The following is an 18,456-nucleotide window of genomic DNA, read 5'->3' on the forward strand; positions in this document are numbered from 1 at the left end:
CCGCGCAACAAGGGCGAGGGGAGAACGACATGCTGACAGCTTTCCGGCGCGGGGCGCTCGCGGTGCTCTGGAGCGCGGTGATGGCCACGGCCGCCCCGCTGGCGGCGCAGGACGCGCCGGCACCCGAGGTCATCTTCGCCAATGTCCGCGTGTTCGACGGAACCGCCGACCAACTCTCCGGCCCCACCACCGTGGTGGTGCGCGGCAACACCATCGCCGCGATCGGACCGGATGCCGCGCCCGCCTCGCCCGATGCCACGGTGATCGACGGGACGGGCCAGACCCTCATGCCCGGGCTGATCGACAACCACGTGCACATGATGTTCAACAGCCTCTCGCCCGCGCAGATGGCCGCGCCCGACATGAGCCTTGAGAAAATCGTGCAGCTCTCCGCCGAACAGTCGCGCGCAATGCTGCTGCGGGGCTTCACCGCGGTGCGCGACGTGGGCGGGCCGTCGTTCATGCTCAAGCGCCTGATCGACAGCGGCAAGGTGATGGGCCCGCGCATCTGGCCGTCGGGACCAATGATCTCCCAGACCTCGGGCCATGCCGACCTGCGTCATCCCAGCGAACCCTCCCGCCGCTTTTCGGGCAAGATGTCCAAGGCCGAGGAAGTCTGGGCGAGCGTCATCGCCGACGGGCGCGACGAGGTGCTGACCGCGGTGCGCGAGAACCTCAGGATGGGGGCGAGCCACATCAAGATCGCGGCGGGCGGCGGCACCAGTTCGGAGTATGACCCGCTCGACGTGACGCAATACACGCTCGACGAGATGAAGGCCGCGGTCGATGCCGCCTCGGACTGGAACACCTATGTCACCGTCCACGCCTACCACCCCAAGTCGGTGCGCCGCGCGATCGAGGCCGGGGTCAAGGTGATCGAGCACGGCAACCTGCTCGACGAGGATACGCTCAGGCTGATGGCCGAAAAGGGCATCTGGCTGTCGGGGCAGATGCTGGTCGAATCGACCGAGGCGATGGATCCGAAGCGGCGCGAGAAGCGCAAGCCGGTGATCGAGGGGCAGCAGATCGTCTGGCCGATGGCCAAGCGGCTTGGGGTGAAGCTCGCCTGGGGCACGGACTTCCTGTTCGAGCCCGATCTCAACGCCCGGCAGAACGCCTATATCCTGCGGCTGAAGCCCTTCTTCACCCCGGCCGAACTGCTGAAGCTGGTCACCTCGCAGAACGCCGAGCTGCTCGCCCTGTCCGGCCCGCGCACGCCCTATGAAGGGCGGCTCGGCGTGGTCGCGGAAGGCGCGCTCGCCGATCTCCTGCTGGTGCGCGGCGATCCGCTCGCGGACATCGACCTGATCGGCGATCCGGCGGCGAACTTCACCGTGATCATGAAGGACGGCGTGATCGTGAAGGGCGCGCGCTGAATGCGGCGCGGGTTCTGGCCGCTGGCCCTCGCGCTCGGGGCGGGGGGCTGCGTCTCCTATCCCGCCGTGCCGCCGCCATCCGGGGCCGTGCCCGCAGCGGACGGCCCGGGCCCGGCGACGATCAGCGTGATGACCTACAACATCGAAGGCCTGACCTGGCCCGCGCGTACCGGGCGCAGACCCTCGCTGGAAGCCATCACCGCCGAATTCGCGCGGATGGAGCAGGCGGGCGAGCTGCCCGACGTGATCGTGTTCCAGGAAGCCTTCAGCACCTCGGCCCTGCGCACCGCATCGGCCACCCCGCACCCGCACTTTGCCCTCGGCCCGCGTGCCCGGACCCGTTCCGGCCTGCCGCGCACCCGCGATCCGGTGCTGCGCAAACGCAACGTCCTCAACGGCGAATGGGGCATCCGCTTCATGGGCAGCGGCCTTGCCGTCGCCTCGCGCTATCCGATCACCGCCGCATTCAGCCAGGCCTACGGCCCGACGAGCTGCGCGGGGCTCGACTGCCTCGCCAACAAGGGCATCCTGCTGGTGCGGATCGCGGTCCCCGGCTACGCCGATCCCTTCGAGATCGCCACCACGCACATGAACTCGCAAGGCGCCTCGAAAGCGCCGCCCGAAAAGCACCTCGCGGCGCACAACGCCCAGTCGGCAGAGCTGGCTGCCTTCCTCGACCGGGTGAGCACCATCGCCAGCCCGCTGATCATCGCGGGCGATTTCAACATGCGGCGCAGCCCTGCGCGGCTCGATGCCTTCGAGACCCAGAACGGCTACCAGCTCGCCCGCCGCTACTGCCTCGAGGCGCGCGAAGACCCGGCGCTGCCGTCCTGCGATATTCGCATGAGCTTCGACGGGGACGAACCCTGGCTCGATACGCAGGACCTGCAGATCTACGACAATGGCGCAACCATCGCGCTGCGCCCGATGCGGATCGAGGCGTGGTTCGACGGGCCGGATTCAGGCGGCAGGCTGTCCGACCACGACGCCTATGTCGTCACCTACGCGATCGAACCGGCCCCCGCGGGCTAGGCCTCAGCGCCGACGGAAGCGGAAATACCAGACCTCGTGGCCGTAGACGGTGCGGGCCTTGTGCTCGTAGCGGGTCTCGGGCCAGCCGGAGGGGCGGACCTGCCAGTTCGCGGGCTTCTCCACCACCCATTCGAACAGGTCGGTGTGGCGCTGCATCACCATCAGCGCATGGCGCAGATAGACGGCGTGATCGGTGCCGAAGCGGAACTCTCCGCCGGGCTTCATCTTCTGCGCGAACAGGCGCACCGGACCGTCGTTCATCATCCGGCGCTTGGCATGGCGCGCCTTGGGCCAGGGATCGGGGTGAAGCAGGTAGAGCATCGTCAGCGCGCCGTCGGGGATCCGCTGGAGCACTTCCAGCGCGTCGCCGTGGTGGAGGCGGACATTGGCGAGCCGCTGGTCGGCGACGTGGGTCAGCGCCTGCGCCACGCCGTTGACGAAGGGCTCGGCGCCGATGAAGCCGTGATCGGGCAGCAGGTCGGCGCGATAGGCGAGGTGTTCGCCCCCGCCGAAGCCGATCTCGAAATGGAGCGGGCGGTCGTCGCCGAACAGGGCTTCGGATGTCACCGCCCCCTCGGCCGGCACGGCGATCTGGGGCAGGAGATTGTCGACCAGCGACTGCTGGTACTTGCGCAGCTTCTTGCCCACGCTGCGGCCATAGAGCCGCGCGATGGTGGTGGGATCGCCTTCCTTGAACGCCGTCATGCCGGGCGCTTGGCATCGGCCCGCGCGGGGGTCAATCCTCGAGGCTTTTCGCCTTGCGCTCCGCCCAGTCCTTCCCGGCGTTCCCGCCCCAGAGCAGCCACGCGATGTAACCGGCGCTCGGATCCTTGTCAGAGCTCCATTCGTGCGTCTTCGTGTCCTTGTCGACCGCGTGGCGCGCAAAGTAGCTCTTCATCGACTTGACGTCCTCGGCGCTGACGGGATCGCGATTGGCGAGCTGCCTCGCGCGGCCCACGCCGACCTCGGTCCCGCCGCGCCCGAACTTCTCGCGCAGCCGCAATCCGTGCCGCGCTGCCGAGGCCATGCGGTGGGTCGGGGTGAAGGTCTTGTCCGCCACGGCTCAGGCCTTCCTGAGCGCCGAGGGCTTGTGGGCGGCCTGCTTGCCCTCGTCGGTCTCGACCAGATATTGCGGATCGTCCTTGGAGGCGGCGACCTTGTGGCCCTTGATGTGGCATTCGGAGGTGAGCTTTTTCACCACCTTGCCGTGCGCCGTGCCGCCGTGGCTGGACCAGGTTACCTTGTCGCCTGCCTTGAGATCGTCGGCCATTGCTGCTGCTCCTTCTGCTGTCGAAGAAGCAACAGAACCCCGGATGCGCCGTTCCGGAGCGTTCCCCGAGCCGGGCCGCAATCAAGACGAAACGCCCGGAAGCAAGGCCCCGGGCGTTTCACGGTGATTACGGGAAGCGGGTCGGTCCGAAGGGCCGCGAGCGCACGGCGCGAGCCGCAGGCGATCCGGCGCATGGCGCCGGAAATTCGCCGGGGACGAGGGCGCGGAGGCGCCCTCGCAACAAATCACGCCGCTTCGACCTCGGTTTCGCTGTCGCGCAGCACGTAGCCGCGGCCCCACACGGTCTCGATGTAGTTCTCGCCGCCGCAGGCCAGCGACAGCTTCTTGCGCAGCTTGCAGATGAACACGTCGATGATCTTGAGCTCGGGCTCGTCCATCCCGCCGTAGAGGTGGTTGAGGAACATTTCCTTGGTGAGCGTCGTGCCCTTGCGGAGCGAGAGCAGCTCCAGCATCGCATATTCCTTGCCGGTGAGGTGCACGCGGGCGCCATCGACTTCGACCGTCTTGGCGTCGAGGTTCACGGCGAGCTTGCCGGTGCGGATGACCGACTGCGAATGGCCCTTCGAACGGCGCACCACGGCATAGATGCGGGCAACCAGCTCTTCGCGGTGGAACGGCTTGGTGACGTAGTCATCGGCGCCGAAGCCGAAGCTGCGGATCTTCGAATCCATCTCGGAAATGCCCGAAAGGATCAGCACTGGGGTCTGCACCTTGGCGACGCGCAGCTTCTTCAGCACGTCGTAGCCGTGCATGTCGGGCAGGTTCAGGTCGAGCAGGATGATGTCGTAGTCATAGAGCTTGCCGAGGTCCAAACCCTCTTCGCCGAGGTCGGTCGAATAGACGTTGAAGCCTTCGGTGGTGAGCATCAGCTCGATCGCCTTGGCGGTGGTCGGTTCGTCTTCGATGAGCAGAACGCGCATTGCTGTACCCCTGTCTTACCCCTGGTAACCCCCGCTTAGGAGAGGTTGCCGCCTGTTAACCACGCTGCTTCTCACCAAAAAAGGTTAATAAGAGGTTTAGGTCGTTAACTTTTTGGAGTGAGTCTTTCGAGTCACACTGCCGGGTGGTGATAGGCGCGGCGATGATAGCCTTTTGCCTCGCCCGGCCGGCCTCCGCATGAACGCCTAGCTGGCCCCCGCGAGCTTCTTCGCCCGCCGCCGCTCGGCGCTCGATCCGAGACCGATCGCCTCGCGGTATTTCGCCACGGTGCGCCGCGCGAGATCGAAGCCTTCCTTCTGCAGCATCTCGGCAAGCTGCTGGTCGGACAGGATGTTCTCGGCGGTCTCGGCATCGATCAGCGCCTTGATCCGCGCCTTGATCGCCGCCGAGGACGCCCCCTCGCCGTCGGCCGAGGCCACCCCGCTGGTGAAGAAATACTTGAGTTCGAAGGTCCCGCGCGCGCAGGCGAGATACTTGTTGCTGGTGACGCGGGAGACGGTGCTTTCGTGCATCCCGATCTGCTCGGCCACCTCGCGCAAGGTGAGCGGGCGCAGTTCGGCGACCCCGCGGCGGAAGAAGCCGTCCTGCTGCTTCACGATCTCGGCAGCGGTCTTGAGGATGGTCTTCTGGCGCTGGTCCAGCGCGCGAATCAGCCAGTGCGCATCGGCGAGCTTCTCCTTGAGCCAGCTCTGCGATTCGCGGCTGGTCGCCCCGGCATCGAGTTCGAGATAGTAGCCGCGGTTGACGATCAGGCGGGGCAACGTCTCCTCGTTGAGCGCGATGTCCCACCCGCCGGCGGCATTGGCGCTGACGAGGATGTCGGGCACGACGGTGCCGGTCTCGGAAGGCGCGAAGGCGAGGCCCGGGCGCGGGTTGTAGCCGCGCAGTTCGCGCAGCATGTCGGCGAAGTCCTCGTCATCCACCCGGCACAGGCGCTTCAGCCGCTCCACCTCGCCGCGCGCGACGAGATCGAGATTGGCGATCAGCGCCGCCATGCAGGGATCGTAGCGGTCGGCCTCGCGCGCCTGGATGGCGATGCATTCGGCAAGGCTGCGCGCGCCCACGCCCGATGGGTCGAGCGACTGGACGAGTTCGAGCGCCGCCTCGGCCTCGTAGAGCTCGACCCCCAAGTCCTCGGCGATGTCCTCGAGCGTGGCGGGAAGGTAGCCCGCCTCGTCGAGCAGGCCGATGATGTGGCGGGCGATGAAGGCGGTGCGGGCATCGCGGGTGAGCGCGCCGATCTGGCCCTCGAGGTGCTCGACGAGCGTCACCTCGGCCGCGCGCAGCTGCTCCCAGTCGGGCGTTTCGGCAAAGTCGCCGCCCGTGCCCCCCGCCGCGCCCCATTCGGCATCGCGCATCGAGGGACCTGCCCCGTCGCCGGTGTCGAAATCGCGGTCGACGGCGGCGAGATCGAGCGGCGCGTCGCCCTCGCCCCCGCCCGCCAGCATCAGCTGGTCGGCGGTCGCCTCCTCACCCGCAGGCGCGGCGATCTCGATCCGCTCGGGCTCTGCCCCGGGGTCCGCCGGCCCGCCGGTGTCGAGCAGCGGATTGGCCTCGAGCGCCTCGGAAATGAAGGTCTCGATCTCGAGGTTGGAGGCCGCCAGCAGCTTGATCGCCTGCTGCAATTGCGGCGTCATCACCAGCGATTGCGTCTGCCGGATATCGAGGCGGGGGCCTAATGCCACGGACTACACCCTAAATCCGTTCGTGCTGAGCCTGTCGAAGCACTGTCCTTCTTCTTCCGACTGACGATCGAGGAAGAAAAAGCAGCCCTTCGACAAGCTCCGGGCGGACGGAAGTAGAAAGCATCACAGCGTGAAGCTCTCACCCAGATAGAGCCGCCGCACGTTCTCGTCGGCAACCAGTTCCTGCGGGGATCCGGCGAACAGCACCTGCCCGCCGTAGATGATGCAGGCGCGATCGACGATGTCGAGCGTCTCGCGCACGTTGTGGTCGGTGATCAGCACCCCGATGCCGCGCTGCTTCAGATCCTTCACGAGGTCGCGGATGTCGCTGATCGAGAGCGGATCAATGCCGGCGAAAGGCTCGTCGAGCAGCATGATCGAAGGCTTGGCCGCCAGCGCGCGGGCGATCTCGCAGCGGCGGCGTTCGCCCCCGGACAGCGCCATGGCGGGCGATTCGCGCAGGCGGGTGAGGCCGAATTCGGAGAGCAGCCGCTCCAGCTCGCTCGCGCGGGTCGCCTTGTCCGGCTCAACCAGTTCGAGCACGCAGGCGATGTTCTGTTCCACCGTCATGCCGCGGAAGATGCTCGTTTCCTGCGGAAGGTAACCGAGGCCAAGGATCGCGCGGCGATACATCGGCAGCTTGGTCACGTCCTCGCCGTCCATCAGGATGCGGCCCGAATCCGGCTTAACCAGGCCCATGATCGAATAGAAGCAGGTGGTCTTGCCCGCGCCGTTGGGGCCGAGCAGCCCGAGCACCTCGCCCTTGGCGACGCTCAGCGAGATGTCGGTCAACACCGCGCGCTTGTCGTAGCTCTTGGCGATCGAGATCACCTCGAGCCCGCTGCCGGTCGGCTGGACAGGATCGGCCTCGCGGGGGGCGTCAGGGAGGGTGGTCGTGCTCATGTACCTGCCATCTTTAGCAGCCTTGTCCGGGCGCGAAAGACTCGACACGCACTTGGCAGGATTTTTGCTTAGCCCTGCGGCAATCGGGCGCAAACATCGAACCGCGCGGGCAACAAGCGGGCGATTAGAAAGGCTTGCATCGCCCCTCTTGCGCCGGGCGCAACATTGTGTCGCGCGGGAGGCAGATGTTGCAACTTGAAGACGGCTTTGCGATACTGCCTGCATGAACACAGACCGTCGGGGAGCGGCACACATGGCGAATTCGGAACGGCGCATCGGGGGACGCGCCATCCTTGCGGACGGGGCGCGCGACTGGCGCAAGGCGATGAGCGACCATGTCGCCTACGGCCTGCTGGTCTACACCGCGCTGCAGATCTTCGTGACCGTGAAGGCGCTGTCCGAGGGTTCCTCGACTGCGCTGCCCTATCTCGCGCTGATCGTGCTGGTGGCGGGGATCATCCCGGTGTGCCGCTGGTTCGAGAAACGCTGGGCCGACCTCGACGACGAGCAGGGGACCGACCCGGCGATGGCACCCGCCTTTCGCCGCGACGTGATGACGCTGTGGGCGCTGGCGATCGGCCTGCCCTTCGGCCTGACGCTGATCTTCAGGATGATCCTGAGCGTCTTTTGAGTTTCGCGGCCCCATCCGGGCCCGCGTCCTCGGCGAGCTTCAGGCCCTTCCGGGCCTCATCGCCTGCGGGCGGCCATTCGGCCTTGCGGTCGCCAGAGCGACCGAGAACTACACTTCATTGATGCGACAGCACTGAGTTAGGTCGCGCAAGCGGCCGCGAGCGCACGCGCCCGAGCCGCAGGCGCCCCGTGGCGCAAGCCACGGGAGCAGCACCCGGGACTCAACCGCGCAAAGCGGCGGGACTACTTGGCAGCGTACCGCTCGATCGCCTCGATGGTGATCTGGCGCGCCTCGGCGGCGTTGCCCCACTTGCCCACGCGCACCCATTTCTCGGCTTCGAGGTCCTTGTAGTGGGTGAAGAAGTGCTCGATCTGCTGGAAGATGATGCTCGGCAGGTCGCTCGTCTCGATCACGTCGGCGTAATAGGGGAAGGTCTCGTTCACCGGCACGCAGACCAGCTTCTCGTCGCCGCCCTGTTCGTCCTCGAGGTTGAGCACGCCGATCGGCCGAGCGCGCACCACGCAGCCGGGGATGAAGGGCGAGCGCGAGATCACCAGCGCATCCAGCGGGTCGCCGTCGGGCGAGAGCGTGTGGGGCACGAAGCCGTAATTGGCCGGATAGCGCATCGGCGTGTGCAAGATGCGGTCGACGAACAGCGCGCCGCTTTCCTTGTCGAATTCGTACTTCACCGGCTCCCCGCCGGTCGGCACTTCGATGATGACGTTGAGATCGTCGGGCGGATTGACGCCGGTGGGGATCTTGTCGATGCGCATGGGTTCTCCCTTGTGGTTGGCCGCGCGTTTTCGCTTGCGGCGGAGAGGTTGGAACGCGACTTTGCGCCGCCCTTAATGCGTGTCACAGGATTGCGAAAGGGGCTGTGTGGGCCTAATCGCGCGGGCGTCATGAGCAAGAAAACCCCGCAGGCCATCCGCGGCACCCAGGACATCTTCGGCGCCGAGGCCGAGGCCTTCGCCTTCGTGGTCGAAACCTTCGAGCGTGTGCGCCGCCTCTACCGCTTCCGCCGGGTGGAAATGCCGGTGTTCGAGAAGACCGAGGTGTTCGCGCGCTCGCTGGGCGAGACGACCGACGTGGTGTCGAAGGAGATGTATTCCTTCGAGGACCGCGGCGGGGAGAGCCTGACCCTGCGCCCGGAGTTCACGGCGGGGATCGCGCGCGCCTTCCTCACCAACGGCTGGCAGCAATATGCGCCGCTGAAGGTCGCGACCCACGGGCCCTTGTTCCGCTACGAGCGCCCGCAGAAGGGCCGCTACCGCCAGTTCCACCAGATCGACGCCGAGGTGATCGGCGCGGGCGAACCGCAGGCGGATGTCGAATTGCTGGCGATGGCGGATCAGCTGCTGAAGGAGCTGGGCATCCACGACGTGACCCTGCACCTCAACACGCTCGGCGACGCGGCCAGCCGCGAGGCGTGGCGGGCGGCGCTGATCGACTACTTCCGCGCGGTGAAGGGCGAGCTGTCGGAAGAGTCGCAGGAGCGGCTCGAAAAGAACCCGCTGCGGATTCTCGATTCCAAGGACCCGCGCGACCGGCCCTTCCTCGCCGACGCGCCGAGGATCGACGCCTTCCTGTCGGAAGAGGCGAGCGCCTTCTTCGCGGCGGTCACCAGCGGGCTGGATGCGGCGCGCGTGAAGTGGGTGCGCGCCGAAAGCCTCGTGCGCGGCCTCGACTACTACCGCCACACCGCCTTCGAGTTCATCCCCGACGAAAGCAGCGCCTCGGCGGCTGCGCTCGGCTCGCAGAGCACGGTGCTCGGCGGCGGGCGCTATGACGGGCTGATGGAATCGCTTGGCGGCGCGCCGACACCTGCCGTTGGCTGGGCGGCAGGGATCGAGCGGCTGGCGATGCTGGTGGGGGCGCGGGAGGAGGAGCCTGCCGACCTCATCATTGTGGTTGAGGATGATGCGCGGCTTGCCGAGGCGATTGGACACGTGCGTGCGGTCCGTTCTGCGGGATACTCGGCAGAACTCGTCGCCTCAGGCTCGCCGAGGAAACGCTACGACAAAGCCATGAAGCGCCCCCACCGGGTAATTCTATCGCTTCAGCCCAATTTGGAGCACCGCTACTCAGGAGATGATCTCGCCGTCGACGTGCTGGGGGTGATTGGCATCCATCGGTAGCGCCCCTCGTCACCCTGAACTTGTTTCAGGGTCCATCGCGCCGCATCCACTGCGGCCCGAAACGGACAAACGGATGCTGAAACAAGTTCAGCATGACGATTAAGAGAGCTTGGAAATGCAAATCCCCCCCGAACGCCTTGACCAGATCGCGCACCGCTTTGCGGAGCTGGAAGCGCGCATGGCCTCGGGCACGCTCGAGGGCGAGGCCTTCGTGCGCGCCAGCCGCGACTATGCGGAGCTGGAGCCGGTCGCCAAGATCGCCGCCGAGGTGAAGGCCGCGCGCGAGGAGATGGCGGGGCTTTCCGAGATGCTCGCCGATCCGGAGATGAAGGCGATGGCCGAGGAGGAGCTTGCCCACCTCAAGGCCAGCCTCCCCGATCTCGAACGTCGCCTCGCCATCGCGCTGCTGCCGCGCGATTCCGCCGACGCCAAGCCCGCGATGCTCGAAATCCGCGCCGGCACGGGGGGCGACGAGGCCGCGCTGTTCGCCGCCGATCTCTACCGGATGTACGAACGCTACGCCGCCGAGCAGGGCTGGCGGGTCGAACCCGTCAGCATCAACGCCAGCGACATCGGCGGCTACAAGGAAGTCATCGCCAACGTCACCGGCACCGGCGTCTTCGCCAAATTGAAGTTCGAAAGCGGCGTCCACCGCGTCCAGCGCGTCCCCGTCACCGAGAGCGGGGGGCGCATCCACACCTCGGCGGCGACCGTCGCGGTGCTGGCGGAACCGGATGAGGTCGACGTGCAGATCGAGGACAAGGACCTCAAGATCGACGTCTACCGCGCCTCAGGGGCCGGGGGCCAACACGTCAACACCACCGATTCGGCGGTGCGCATCACCCACCTGCCGACCGGCACGGTCGTCACCTGCCAGGACGGGCGCAGCCAGCACAAGAACCGCGAGAAGGCGATGCAGGTGCTGCGCACGCGCCTCTACGACGCCCAGCGCGAGGCCACCCAGGGCGCCGAGGCCGAGGCGCGGAAGGCGATGGTCGGCAGCGGCGACCGTTCGGAGCGCATCCGCACCTACAACTTCCCGCAAGGCCGCGTGACCGATCACCGCATCGGCCTGACGCTGCACAAGCTGGAGGAAGTGCTCGCCGGGCCGGGCCTCGCCGAACTGGTCGACGCCCTGATCGCCGAGGACGAGGGCAAGCGGCTGGCGGCGCTGGCCGAGTGAAACGCTTTGCCACCCCGTTCGTGTCGAGCGTAGTCGAGACACATGGCGTAGCGGCCTCTCGACTTCGCTCGAGGCGAACGGGAGCCGGAAATCGCCGACCGCGGATTCGGCTATGACCGTCGGCGAAGCCATCCGCGCTGCTGCCGAGGCGCTCGCCACCGTCAGCGACACGGCGCGGCTAGATGCCGAATTGCTGATGGCGCACGCGCTGGGCCTGACCCGCTCTGACATGCTGCTGAAGGCGATGCGCGACCCCGCGCCGGAGGGTTTCCCCGCGCTGGTGGAGCGGCGCGCGGGGCATGAGCCGGTCGCCTACATCACCGGAACGGCGGAGTTCTTCGGCCTCAACCTCGCCGTCAGCCCCGCCACCCTGATCCCGCGCGGCGACAGCGAGACGCTGGTCGACACGGCGCTGGAGCGGACGGGGCCGGAGGGCCGCGCGATCGACCTCGGCACGGGCACAGGGGCGCTGCTGCTGGCCGTGCTGGCGAACCGGCCCGCCTGGCAGGGGGTGGGCATCGACGCCTCGCCGGGGGCGCTGGCCGTTGCCGAAGGGAATGCGGAATCGCTCGGGCTGGCCGAGCGCGCGGCGTTCCGCCTACACGACTGGCGCGTGGCGGGGTGGGCCGACGACCTCGGCACATTCGACCTGATCCTTTGCAATCCGCCCTATGTCGAGGACACCGCCGCGCTCGACCCACAGGTGCGCGACTTCGAGCCCGCCGGCGCACTTTTCGCCGGGCCGGAAGGGCTCGACGATTACCGCATCCTCATCCCCCAGCTGCGCGCGCTGATGAACCCGCAGGCGGCTGCGATCCTGGAAATCGGCGCGAATCAGGCCGAGCCGGTGGGGGCCCTCGCGCAGGCCTCGGGATTTGCGGTGGAGCTGCGCCGCGACCTTGCCGGGCGGCCCCGCGCGCTGATCCTGACGTGAGAGAAAAGCGCGGCAAAGGCTTGGCAAACCCCTTTTGCATCGCTACGTCGGTGTCAGGCCAGATGGATTGCGAAGGGCGCAAACCGCTGGGCCAAGCTCCTAAACTCAGCTGAGACGGCCGTCAGGGTAAGCCCCCGGCAGCGGCAGCGCGGAGCACGCGGCACGTCTCGGCACGGCCAGGCGTGGCGCATGGGCAAGGGGTCTTCAGACCGCGGGTGCAGTGGATTTTTTCGCGCCAGGTCGCTGATAAGGAACGTTTTCCTTGAATAACAATCGCAACAACCGGCGTCGCGGTCGCGGCAACCGCAACCAGGGCGGCAATGGCGCCCAGCTCAACCGGATCGACAGCCGGGCGCGCGGCAATGCCCCGCAGATGCTCGACAAGTACAAGAAGCTCGCCCAGGACGCCCAGCACAACGGCGACCGGGTGCAGATGGAATACTACCTCCAGTTCGCCGACCACTACTTCCGCGTGATCGCCGACAACAAGGCCCGCCAGGACGAACAGCGCGGCGGCGGCGGGCAGCGGCGCAATGACGAGCGCGAAAGCACTGAGGACTTCGAGGACGATTTCGACTTCGGCCGCCGCGGCGACACGCCGACGCGCTCGCCCTACGAGCAGCCCGACACGGCCGGCAATGCCGACGTGACCGAGGGCGAGCCGGGGCAGGAAGGCGAGAGCTTCCTTGCCGAGGATGGCGGCGAGACCCGTGGCGACGAGCGTGACGACAATCGCGGCGAGGGGCGCCAGCGCGGCCAGCGGCGCCAGCCGCGCAAGGAGCGTGACGGCAATCGTACCGACCGGCCCGAGCGCAGCGAGAAGCGCGCCGAGCGTCCGGAGCGCAGCGAACGCGGCGATGCGAAGCCCGCCCGCGGCCGCAAGCCCCGCAAGGGCGCGCCTGACGCAGATGGCGCCGGCGAACAGCGCGGCATCGACAGCTCGATCCTCCCGCCCTCGATCCGCGGTGACGACGCGGGCGGTGACAGCGGCGCGCTCGAAACCGTCGAGTAAGGTTCATGATGGAGCGGCTGGCGGCAGTGCCCGCGCTGGCGCAGCGCCGGCCTGCGCTGGCGGCGATCCTGCTCGGGCTGGTCGCAGCCTGCGCCTATCCCCCCCTGCACCTCTGGCCGCTGGGCCTCGCCGCGCTGGCGGGGTTCGTGTGGCTGATCCATTCCGCCGAAGGCTGGCGGCAGGCGCTGTGGCGCGGCTGGTGGTTCGGCTGGGCGCACCTGACGCTCGCCAACAACTGGATCGCGACCGCCTTCACCCATCAGGCCAAGATGCCCGAATTCCTCGGGTGGCTCGCGGTGCCGCTCCTGTGCATCTACCTCGCGTGGTATCCCGCCCTCGCCGCGCTCGCCGCGCACGGGCTGGCGCGGAAACGTCCGCTGTGGGCCTTCGGACTGGTGCTGGCGGGTGCGTGGATCGTCACCGAATGGCTGCGCGGCTGGGTGTTCACCGGCTACCCCTGGCCGCCCGTGGGGCTGATGCTGCTGGGGACGTGGGACACGCCGGGGATGGCGCGGCTGCTCCCCTTCACCGGCACCTATGCCCTGTCCGGACTGGCGCTGCTGATCGCCGCGATGCTGCTGGCCGCGCTCGCCTCGCGGCGCTGGCTGATTTCTGCCGGCGGTGCTCTGGCCCTCACCGCGCTGATGGTCGCGCCGAGCCTGCATGTCGAGGTGACGCAGCCCGCCGACCCGGTCGAATACACCCTCGTCCAGCCCCATATCCCGCAGTCCGAGATCAACGACGGCTCCAAGTTCGAGGAGCAGTTCGCGCGCCTCACCCGCCTCACCGCGCCCGGCCAGAACCAGTCGCGCATCGTGTTGTGGCCGGAAAGCGCGGTGCCGGACTATCTCGAGGAGGGCTACCCGGACCGCTACTATTTCCAGATGACGGCGGGCGGCGATCCGGTGCTCGCCCGCAAGCGCATCGGCAAGGTGATCGGCCCGCAATCGACCCTGCTGACGGGCGTGGTCAATCTCAACATCGGCGTCCGTCCCGATGGCATCCCTGCGGCCGTCAGCGCGCGCAATTCGGTCATGGCGATCGATGGCGCGGGCGCCATTGTCGGCGGCTACGACAAGGCGCACCTCGTGCCCTATGGCGAATACCTGCCGATGCGCCCGATCCTCGAACCGCTCGGCCTGTCGCGGCTGGTGGCGGGGAGCATCGACTATCTCCCCGGCCCCGGCCCGCGCACGCTCGATCTTGGCGAGCACGGCAAGGCGGGGGTGATGATCTGCTACGAGATCGTCTTCTCGGGCGCGGTCGCCGAGGACGCGAATCGCCCCGATTACATCTTCAACCCCTCGAACGACGGCTGGTTCGGCGCGTGGGGACCGCCACAGCACCTCGCGCAGGCGCGGATGCGGGCGATCGAGGAGGGGCTGCCGGTGCTGCGCTCGACCACCACCGGGATCAGCGCGGTGATCGACGCCAACGGCGTGGTGCGCGGGACGATCGGCATGGGCAAGGCCGACAAGCTCGAAGGCTTCGTCCCTGCCGCCGCTCCGCCGACGCTGTTCGCGCGGTGGGGCCATGGCCTGACGCTGGCCTGGGCGGCGCTGCTGATCGCGCTGGGCCTCGCCCTGCCGAGAGTGCTTGCGCTTGCCCGCGCGCGCGGCTAGGGCGGACAGCGACACAGCGGGACATAAAGGTTTCCTTATATCTCTATAAGGTCATCTTCCCCCGCGTCGCACCGCACTTTCAGCCCCCGGGGGAATTCATGCGCACCAACTACCTGTTCACCTCCGAAAGCGTGTCGGAAGGCCATCCCGACAAGGTCTCCGACCAGATTTCCGACGCCATCGTCGACCTGTTCCTGTCGAAGGACCCCGAGGCGCGCATCGCCTGCGAAACCCTGACCACCACCCAGCTGGTGGTGCTGGCGGGCGAGATTCGCTGCAAGGGCGTCTACGAGCACGGCCGCGAGGAGTGGAAGGACAACGACTACTGGGCTCCGGGCGCCAAGGAGGAGATCGAGCAGGTCGTTCGCGCGACGGTGAAGCGCATTGGCTACGAACAGGAGGGCTTCCACTGGGAGTCCTTCCGCTTCGAGAACAACCTTCACGGCCAGTCCGCCCACATTGCGCAGGGCGTGGACGCGGGCGCGAACAAGGATGAAGGCGCGGGCGACCAGGGCATCATGTTCGGCTACGCCACCGACGAGACCCCGGGCCTGATGCCGGCCACGCTCTACTACAGTCACAAGATCCTCGAGCGCATGGCCGCCGACCGCCACTCGGGCGCCGCGCCCTTCCTCGAACCCGACGCCAAGAGCCAGGTGACCCTGCGCTACGAAGGCTCGCTGCCGGTGGCTGCGACCGCGGTGGTCGTCTCGACCCAGCACAAGCAGGGCTACTGCCTGACCGGCGACCATGCCGACCCGGCCAAGTATGCCGAGCTCGAAGCCTATGTGAAGAAGGTCGTCGCGGACGTGATCCCGCCCGTGCTGCTGCGCGGGACCAAGTATTACATCAACCCGACGGGTGCTTTCGAGATCGGCGGCCCGGATGGCGACGCGGGCCTGACCGGTCGCAAGATCATCGTCGACACCTACGGCGGCGCGGCCCCGCATGGCGGCGGCGCGTTCAGCGGCAAGGACCCGACCAAGGTCGACCGTTCGGCGGCCTACATCACCCGCTACCTCGCCAAGAACGTGGTCGCCGCGGGCCTTGCCACGCGCTGCACCATCCAGATCGCCTATGCGATCGGCGTGTCGGAGCCGCTGTCGCTCTATGTCGACACCCATGACACCGGCACCGTCGGCGACGACAAGATCGAACAGGCGATCCTCGGCATCGCCAAGCTCGGCGGGCTGACCCCGCGCGCGATCCGCACGCATCTCGGCCTCAACAAGCCGATCTACCAGCCGACCGCCGCCTATGGCCATTTCGGCCGCACCGCCGAGGGCGACTTCTTCCCGTGGGAGCGGCTCGACCTGGTCGACGATCTCAAGGCTGCGCTCGCCTGATTTTCGGTTAAGGGTGCTGTCCATGACGGCACCCTCACCGCCCCCTGACCGCATCCTCGCGCTCGATGCGCTGCGCGGGATCGCGGTGGCCGGGATCGTGGGGATGAACGTCCTCGCCTTCGCCCTGCCGGCACCCGCCTATTACAACCCGATGAGCTATGGCGCCACCGGCCCCGCCGATTACTGGGTGTGGCTGGGAAGCTTCGTCTTCATCGAGGACAAGTTCCGCACCCTGTTCGCGATGCTGTTCGGGGCGGGCTGCCTGATCCTGATCGAGCGCGGGGGAGCGAGGCCGTGGCGGGCGCATTATGCCCGCATGATCGTTCTGTTCGCGATCGGCCTTGCCCACGCGATCCTCTTCGCCAGCAACGACGTGCTGCGCGCCTACGCACTCGCGGGGCTGGCCCTGCCGCTGCTGGCGGGGCTTTCCGCGCAGGCGCTCGTCAAGGTCGCCCTCGGCCTTGTCTGCATCCACCTGGCCCTCGGCATGACAGCGCTGGGGACCCCCTTGGTCATGTTCTACATGGAGCAATGGGGTTCCGACCCGCTGCTCTGGGCCGAGCGCCAGTTCGGCCGCGACACGGCGACCATCGCCATGCTGCTCGAACAGGGGCGCGAGGGATTGGGCGAGCGGGTGGTGCGCCGCAGCCTCGGGATCCCGGGTCAGATGACGGCGCTGGTGGCCTCGCTGCCGCTCAACCTGGCGGCGATCGCGCTCGGCATGGGGCTGTGGCGGGGCGGGATGCTGAAGGGCGAGTGGCGCACCTTCCGCCTCCAGCGCCTGGCGGGCCTCGCCGCGCTGGTGGCGCTGCCGGGGCTGCTGGCACTCGCCGGCTGGCTGGTCGCGAGCGGCTTTCCCGCCGCGCTGGTGGGGCCAGTGGCGCTGGTGCTCTCCGCCCCCTTCGATGTCGCCCTGGCGACGAGCTACGCCGCGCTGGCAATGGCTTTCCTCACGAGGGACAAGGGCCTGACCGCAAGGCTCGCCGCGGCGGGCAGGCTGTCGCTGACCAATTATCTGATGACCAGCGTGATCCTGTCGGCGATCTTCGCCAGCTGGGGCCTCGGCCTGTTCGGCAATGTCACCCGCTGGCAGGCTGTCGCGCTCGCCCTGGTGCCGGTGGCGGCAATGCTGCTGTGGTCGCCGCCGTGGCTGGCGCGCTTGGGGCAGGGGCCCTTCGAGCGGCTGTGGCGCGCAGGCGCAAGGGCGCTCGCCTAACCGTGCTCCCCGTGGATCGGCGAGGGCCGGTCGAGCGCCAGTTCGGCATCGGAGAAGACGAAGGGGCTGCGTACCCCCGGCATCCCGCCGAGTTCCACCCTGAGGCCCCGCGCCACCACCTGCGGGTCGGCGAATACCTCGTCCAGCCGGTTGATCGGGCCGGCCGGAACCCCTGCCGCGTGGCAGGCGTCGAGCAGGCCCTGCTTGGTCCATGAGGCAGTCGCCGCAGCGATCTCCGCGTCCAGCGCCTTGGCATTCGCCGTCCGGTCGCCGTTGGCGAGGAAGCGCGGATCGGCCTTGAGATGCGCGAGGCCGAGCAGGTCCATCAGCTTGTGGAACAGCCCGTCATTGGCGGGCGCGAGGATCACGTGCCCGTCGCTCACCGCGAAGACCCCGTAGGGCGCGACCTGGGCGTGGGCATTGCCCATGCGCGGCGGGTTCTCGCCCGTGGTGAGGAAATAGGTCGCCTGGTTGGACAGCAGCGCCACCGATGAATCCATCAGGCTGATGTCGACCTGCTGGCCCTTCCCCGTGCGCGCCCGCATCAACAGCGCGGCCTGGATACCGTTCGCCGCCCAGACGCCGGTGGATAGGTCGCTGATCGAGATGCCCATCTTGACCGGATGCCCCTCGGGCTCGCCAGTCAGCGACATGAAGCCGCTCATCCCCTGCACCACGAAGTCGTAACCCGCCTCGTGCGCGCGGGGGCCGGTGAGGCCGAAGCCGGTGATCGAGCAATAGACGAGGCCCGGATTGGCGGCGGCGCAAGCAGCGTAGTCGAGGCCGAACTTGGCGAGGCTGCCAGTCTTGAAGTTCTCGATCACCACGTCCGCCCCGGCGATCAGGGCCTTCACGCGGTCGAGATCGTCGGCCTTGGCAAAGTCGGCGATGATCGAACGCTTGCCGCGGTTGCAGGCGTGGTAATAGGCGGCCTCGCGGTGGACCTTGCCCTGCGCATCGGTGCGCTCGACCCAAGGCGGGCCCCAGAGGCGGGTGCCGTCGCCCTCCGGGCTTTCGACCTTGATGACGTCCGCGCCGAGATCGGCGAGTATCTGCCCGCAGAACGGCCCCGCCAGAACGCGGGCGAGCTCGACCACCTTGAGCCCCGCCAGCGGCGCGTCGGGGTTGCGTGGTTCAGGGAACCACAT

At 67.9% G+C, this 18,456-nt stretch carries 18 protein-coding genes; 10 read left to right on the forward strand and 8 right to left on the reverse strand.

Going from position 1 to position 18,456, the window contains the following annotated elements:
* Window positions 1-29: 29 nt before the first annotated feature.
* Together CBR61_RS01255 and CBR61_RS01260 are read left to right on the forward strand one after the other, a co-directional pair.
* The gene (locus CBR61_RS01255) at window positions 30-1,376 is read left to right on the forward strand and encodes a metal-dependent hydrolase family protein (RefSeq protein WP_233996802.1); all 1,347 of its coding nucleotides are present in this window, start codon (window positions 30-32) and stop codon (window positions 1,374-1,376) included.
* Window positions 1,377-2,408 (forward strand): endonuclease/exonuclease/phosphatase family protein, encoded by a 1,032-nt coding sequence (locus CBR61_RS01260; RefSeq protein WP_088912733.1) that lies wholly within the window; start codon window positions 1,377-1,379, stop codon window positions 2,406-2,408.
* Window positions 2,409-2,411: 3 nt separating this feature from the next.
* On the opposite strand, the gene trmB is transcribed toward CBR61_RS01260, so the two are convergent.
* The 6 genes from trmB to lptB form a co-directional block, all read right to left on the reverse strand.
* The gene (gene trmB, locus CBR61_RS01265; protein WP_088912734.1) at window positions 2,412-3,113 is read right to left on the reverse strand and encodes a tRNA (guanine(46)-N(7))-methyltransferase TrmB; all 702 of its coding nucleotides are present in this window, start codon (window positions 3,111-3,113) and stop codon (window positions 2,412-2,414) included.
* 31 nt (window positions 3,114-3,144) lie between these two features.
* Window positions 3,145-3,468 (reverse strand): hypothetical protein, encoded by a 324-nt coding sequence (locus CBR61_RS01270; RefSeq protein WP_199797450.1) that lies wholly within the window; start codon window positions 3,466-3,468, stop codon window positions 3,145-3,147.
* 3 nt (window positions 3,469-3,471) lie between these two features.
* Complete coding sequence (locus tag CBR61_RS01275) at window positions 3,472-3,678, reverse strand: DUF2945 domain-containing protein (RefSeq protein WP_088912735.1); 207 nt, start codon at window positions 3,676-3,678, stop codon at window positions 3,472-3,474.
* 245 nt (window positions 3,679-3,923) lie between these two features.
* Complete coding sequence (ctrA, locus tag CBR61_RS01280; protein WP_086737421.1) at window positions 3,924-4,619, reverse strand: response regulator transcription factor CtrA; 696 nt, start codon at window positions 4,617-4,619, stop codon at window positions 3,924-3,926.
* A 204-nt stretch (window positions 4,620-4,823) separates the two neighbouring features.
* Entirely contained in the window at window positions 4,824-6,323 is a 1,500-nt protein-coding gene (rpoN, locus tag CBR61_RS01285; RefSeq protein ID WP_088912736.1) for an RNA polymerase factor sigma-54, read from the reverse strand.
* Between the two features lie 123 nt (window positions 6,324-6,446).
* Window positions 6,447-7,226, reverse strand: a complete 780-nt coding sequence (gene lptB / locus CBR61_RS01290; RefSeq protein ID WP_088912737.1) for an LPS export ABC transporter ATP-binding protein — start codon at window positions 7,224-7,226, stop codon at window positions 6,447-6,449.
* A gap of 253 nt (window positions 7,227-7,479) precedes the next feature.
* On the opposite strand from lptB, the gene CBR61_RS01295 reads away from it, so the two are divergent.
* Entirely contained in the window at window positions 7,480-7,857 is a 378-nt protein-coding gene (locus tag CBR61_RS01295; protein ID WP_088912738.1) for a hypothetical protein, read from the forward strand.
* Between the two features lie 242 nt (window positions 7,858-8,099).
* Here the strand turns inward: CBR61_RS01295 and ppa are convergent, their stop codons facing one another.
* Complete coding sequence (ppa, locus tag CBR61_RS01300) at window positions 8,100-8,630, reverse strand: inorganic diphosphatase (protein WP_088912739.1); 531 nt, start codon at window positions 8,628-8,630, stop codon at window positions 8,100-8,102.
* Between the two features lie 129 nt (window positions 8,631-8,759).
* On the opposite strand from ppa, the gene hisS reads away from it, so the two are divergent.
* The 7 genes from hisS to CBR61_RS01335 all read left to right on the forward strand — a co-directional run bounded on the left by hisS (window position 8,760) and on the right by CBR61_RS01335 (window position 17,308).
* On the forward strand, window positions 8,760-9,995 hold the full coding sequence (gene hisS / locus CBR61_RS01305; protein WP_088912740.1) for a histidine--tRNA ligase: 1,236 nt from the start codon (window positions 8,760-8,762) through the stop codon (window positions 9,993-9,995).
* Window positions 9,996-10,110: 115 nt separating this feature from the next.
* The gene (prfA, locus tag CBR61_RS01310; RefSeq protein ID WP_088912741.1) at window positions 10,111-11,178 is read left to right on the forward strand and encodes a peptide chain release factor 1; all 1,068 of its coding nucleotides are present in this window, start codon (window positions 10,111-10,113) and stop codon (window positions 11,176-11,178) included.
* A 112-nt stretch (window positions 11,179-11,290) separates the two neighbouring features.
* Window positions 11,291-12,112, forward strand: coding sequence for a peptide chain release factor N(5)-glutamine methyltransferase (gene prmC, locus CBR61_RS01315; protein ID WP_088912742.1), 822 nt, complete (start codon window positions 11,291-11,293; stop codon window positions 12,110-12,112).
* A gap of 262 nt (window positions 12,113-12,374) precedes the next feature.
* On the forward strand, window positions 12,375-13,124 hold the full coding sequence (locus CBR61_RS01320) for a DUF4167 domain-containing protein (RefSeq protein ID WP_088912743.1): 750 nt from the start codon (window positions 12,375-12,377) through the stop codon (window positions 13,122-13,124).
* 5 nt (window positions 13,125-13,129) lie between these two features.
* Window positions 13,130-14,746, forward strand: coding sequence for an apolipoprotein N-acyltransferase (lnt, locus tag CBR61_RS01325; protein ID WP_088912744.1), 1,617 nt, complete (start codon window positions 13,130-13,132; stop codon window positions 14,744-14,746).
* 98 nt (window positions 14,747-14,844) lie between these two features.
* The gene (gene metK, locus CBR61_RS01330) at window positions 14,845-16,092 is read left to right on the forward strand and encodes a methionine adenosyltransferase (protein ID WP_088912745.1); all 1,248 of its coding nucleotides are present in this window, start codon (window positions 14,845-14,847) and stop codon (window positions 16,090-16,092) included.
* A gap of 22 nt (window positions 16,093-16,114) precedes the next feature.
* Entirely contained in the window at window positions 16,115-17,308 is a 1,194-nt protein-coding gene (locus CBR61_RS01335) for a DUF418 domain-containing protein (protein WP_088912746.1), read from the forward strand.
* On the opposite strand, the gene CBR61_RS01340 is transcribed toward CBR61_RS01335, so the two are convergent.
* Complete coding sequence (locus CBR61_RS01340) at window positions 17,305-18,456, reverse strand: CaiB/BaiF CoA transferase family protein (RefSeq protein ID WP_088912747.1); 1,152 nt, start codon at window positions 18,454-18,456, stop codon at window positions 17,305-17,307. The genes CBR61_RS01335 and CBR61_RS01340 overlap by 4 nt on opposite strands.

Origin of the sequence: Porphyrobacter sp. CACIAM 03H1 (assembly GCF_002215495.1) — a bacterium.
Classification (GTDB): Bacteria; Pseudomonadota; Alphaproteobacteria; order Sphingomonadales; family Sphingomonadaceae; genus Erythrobacter.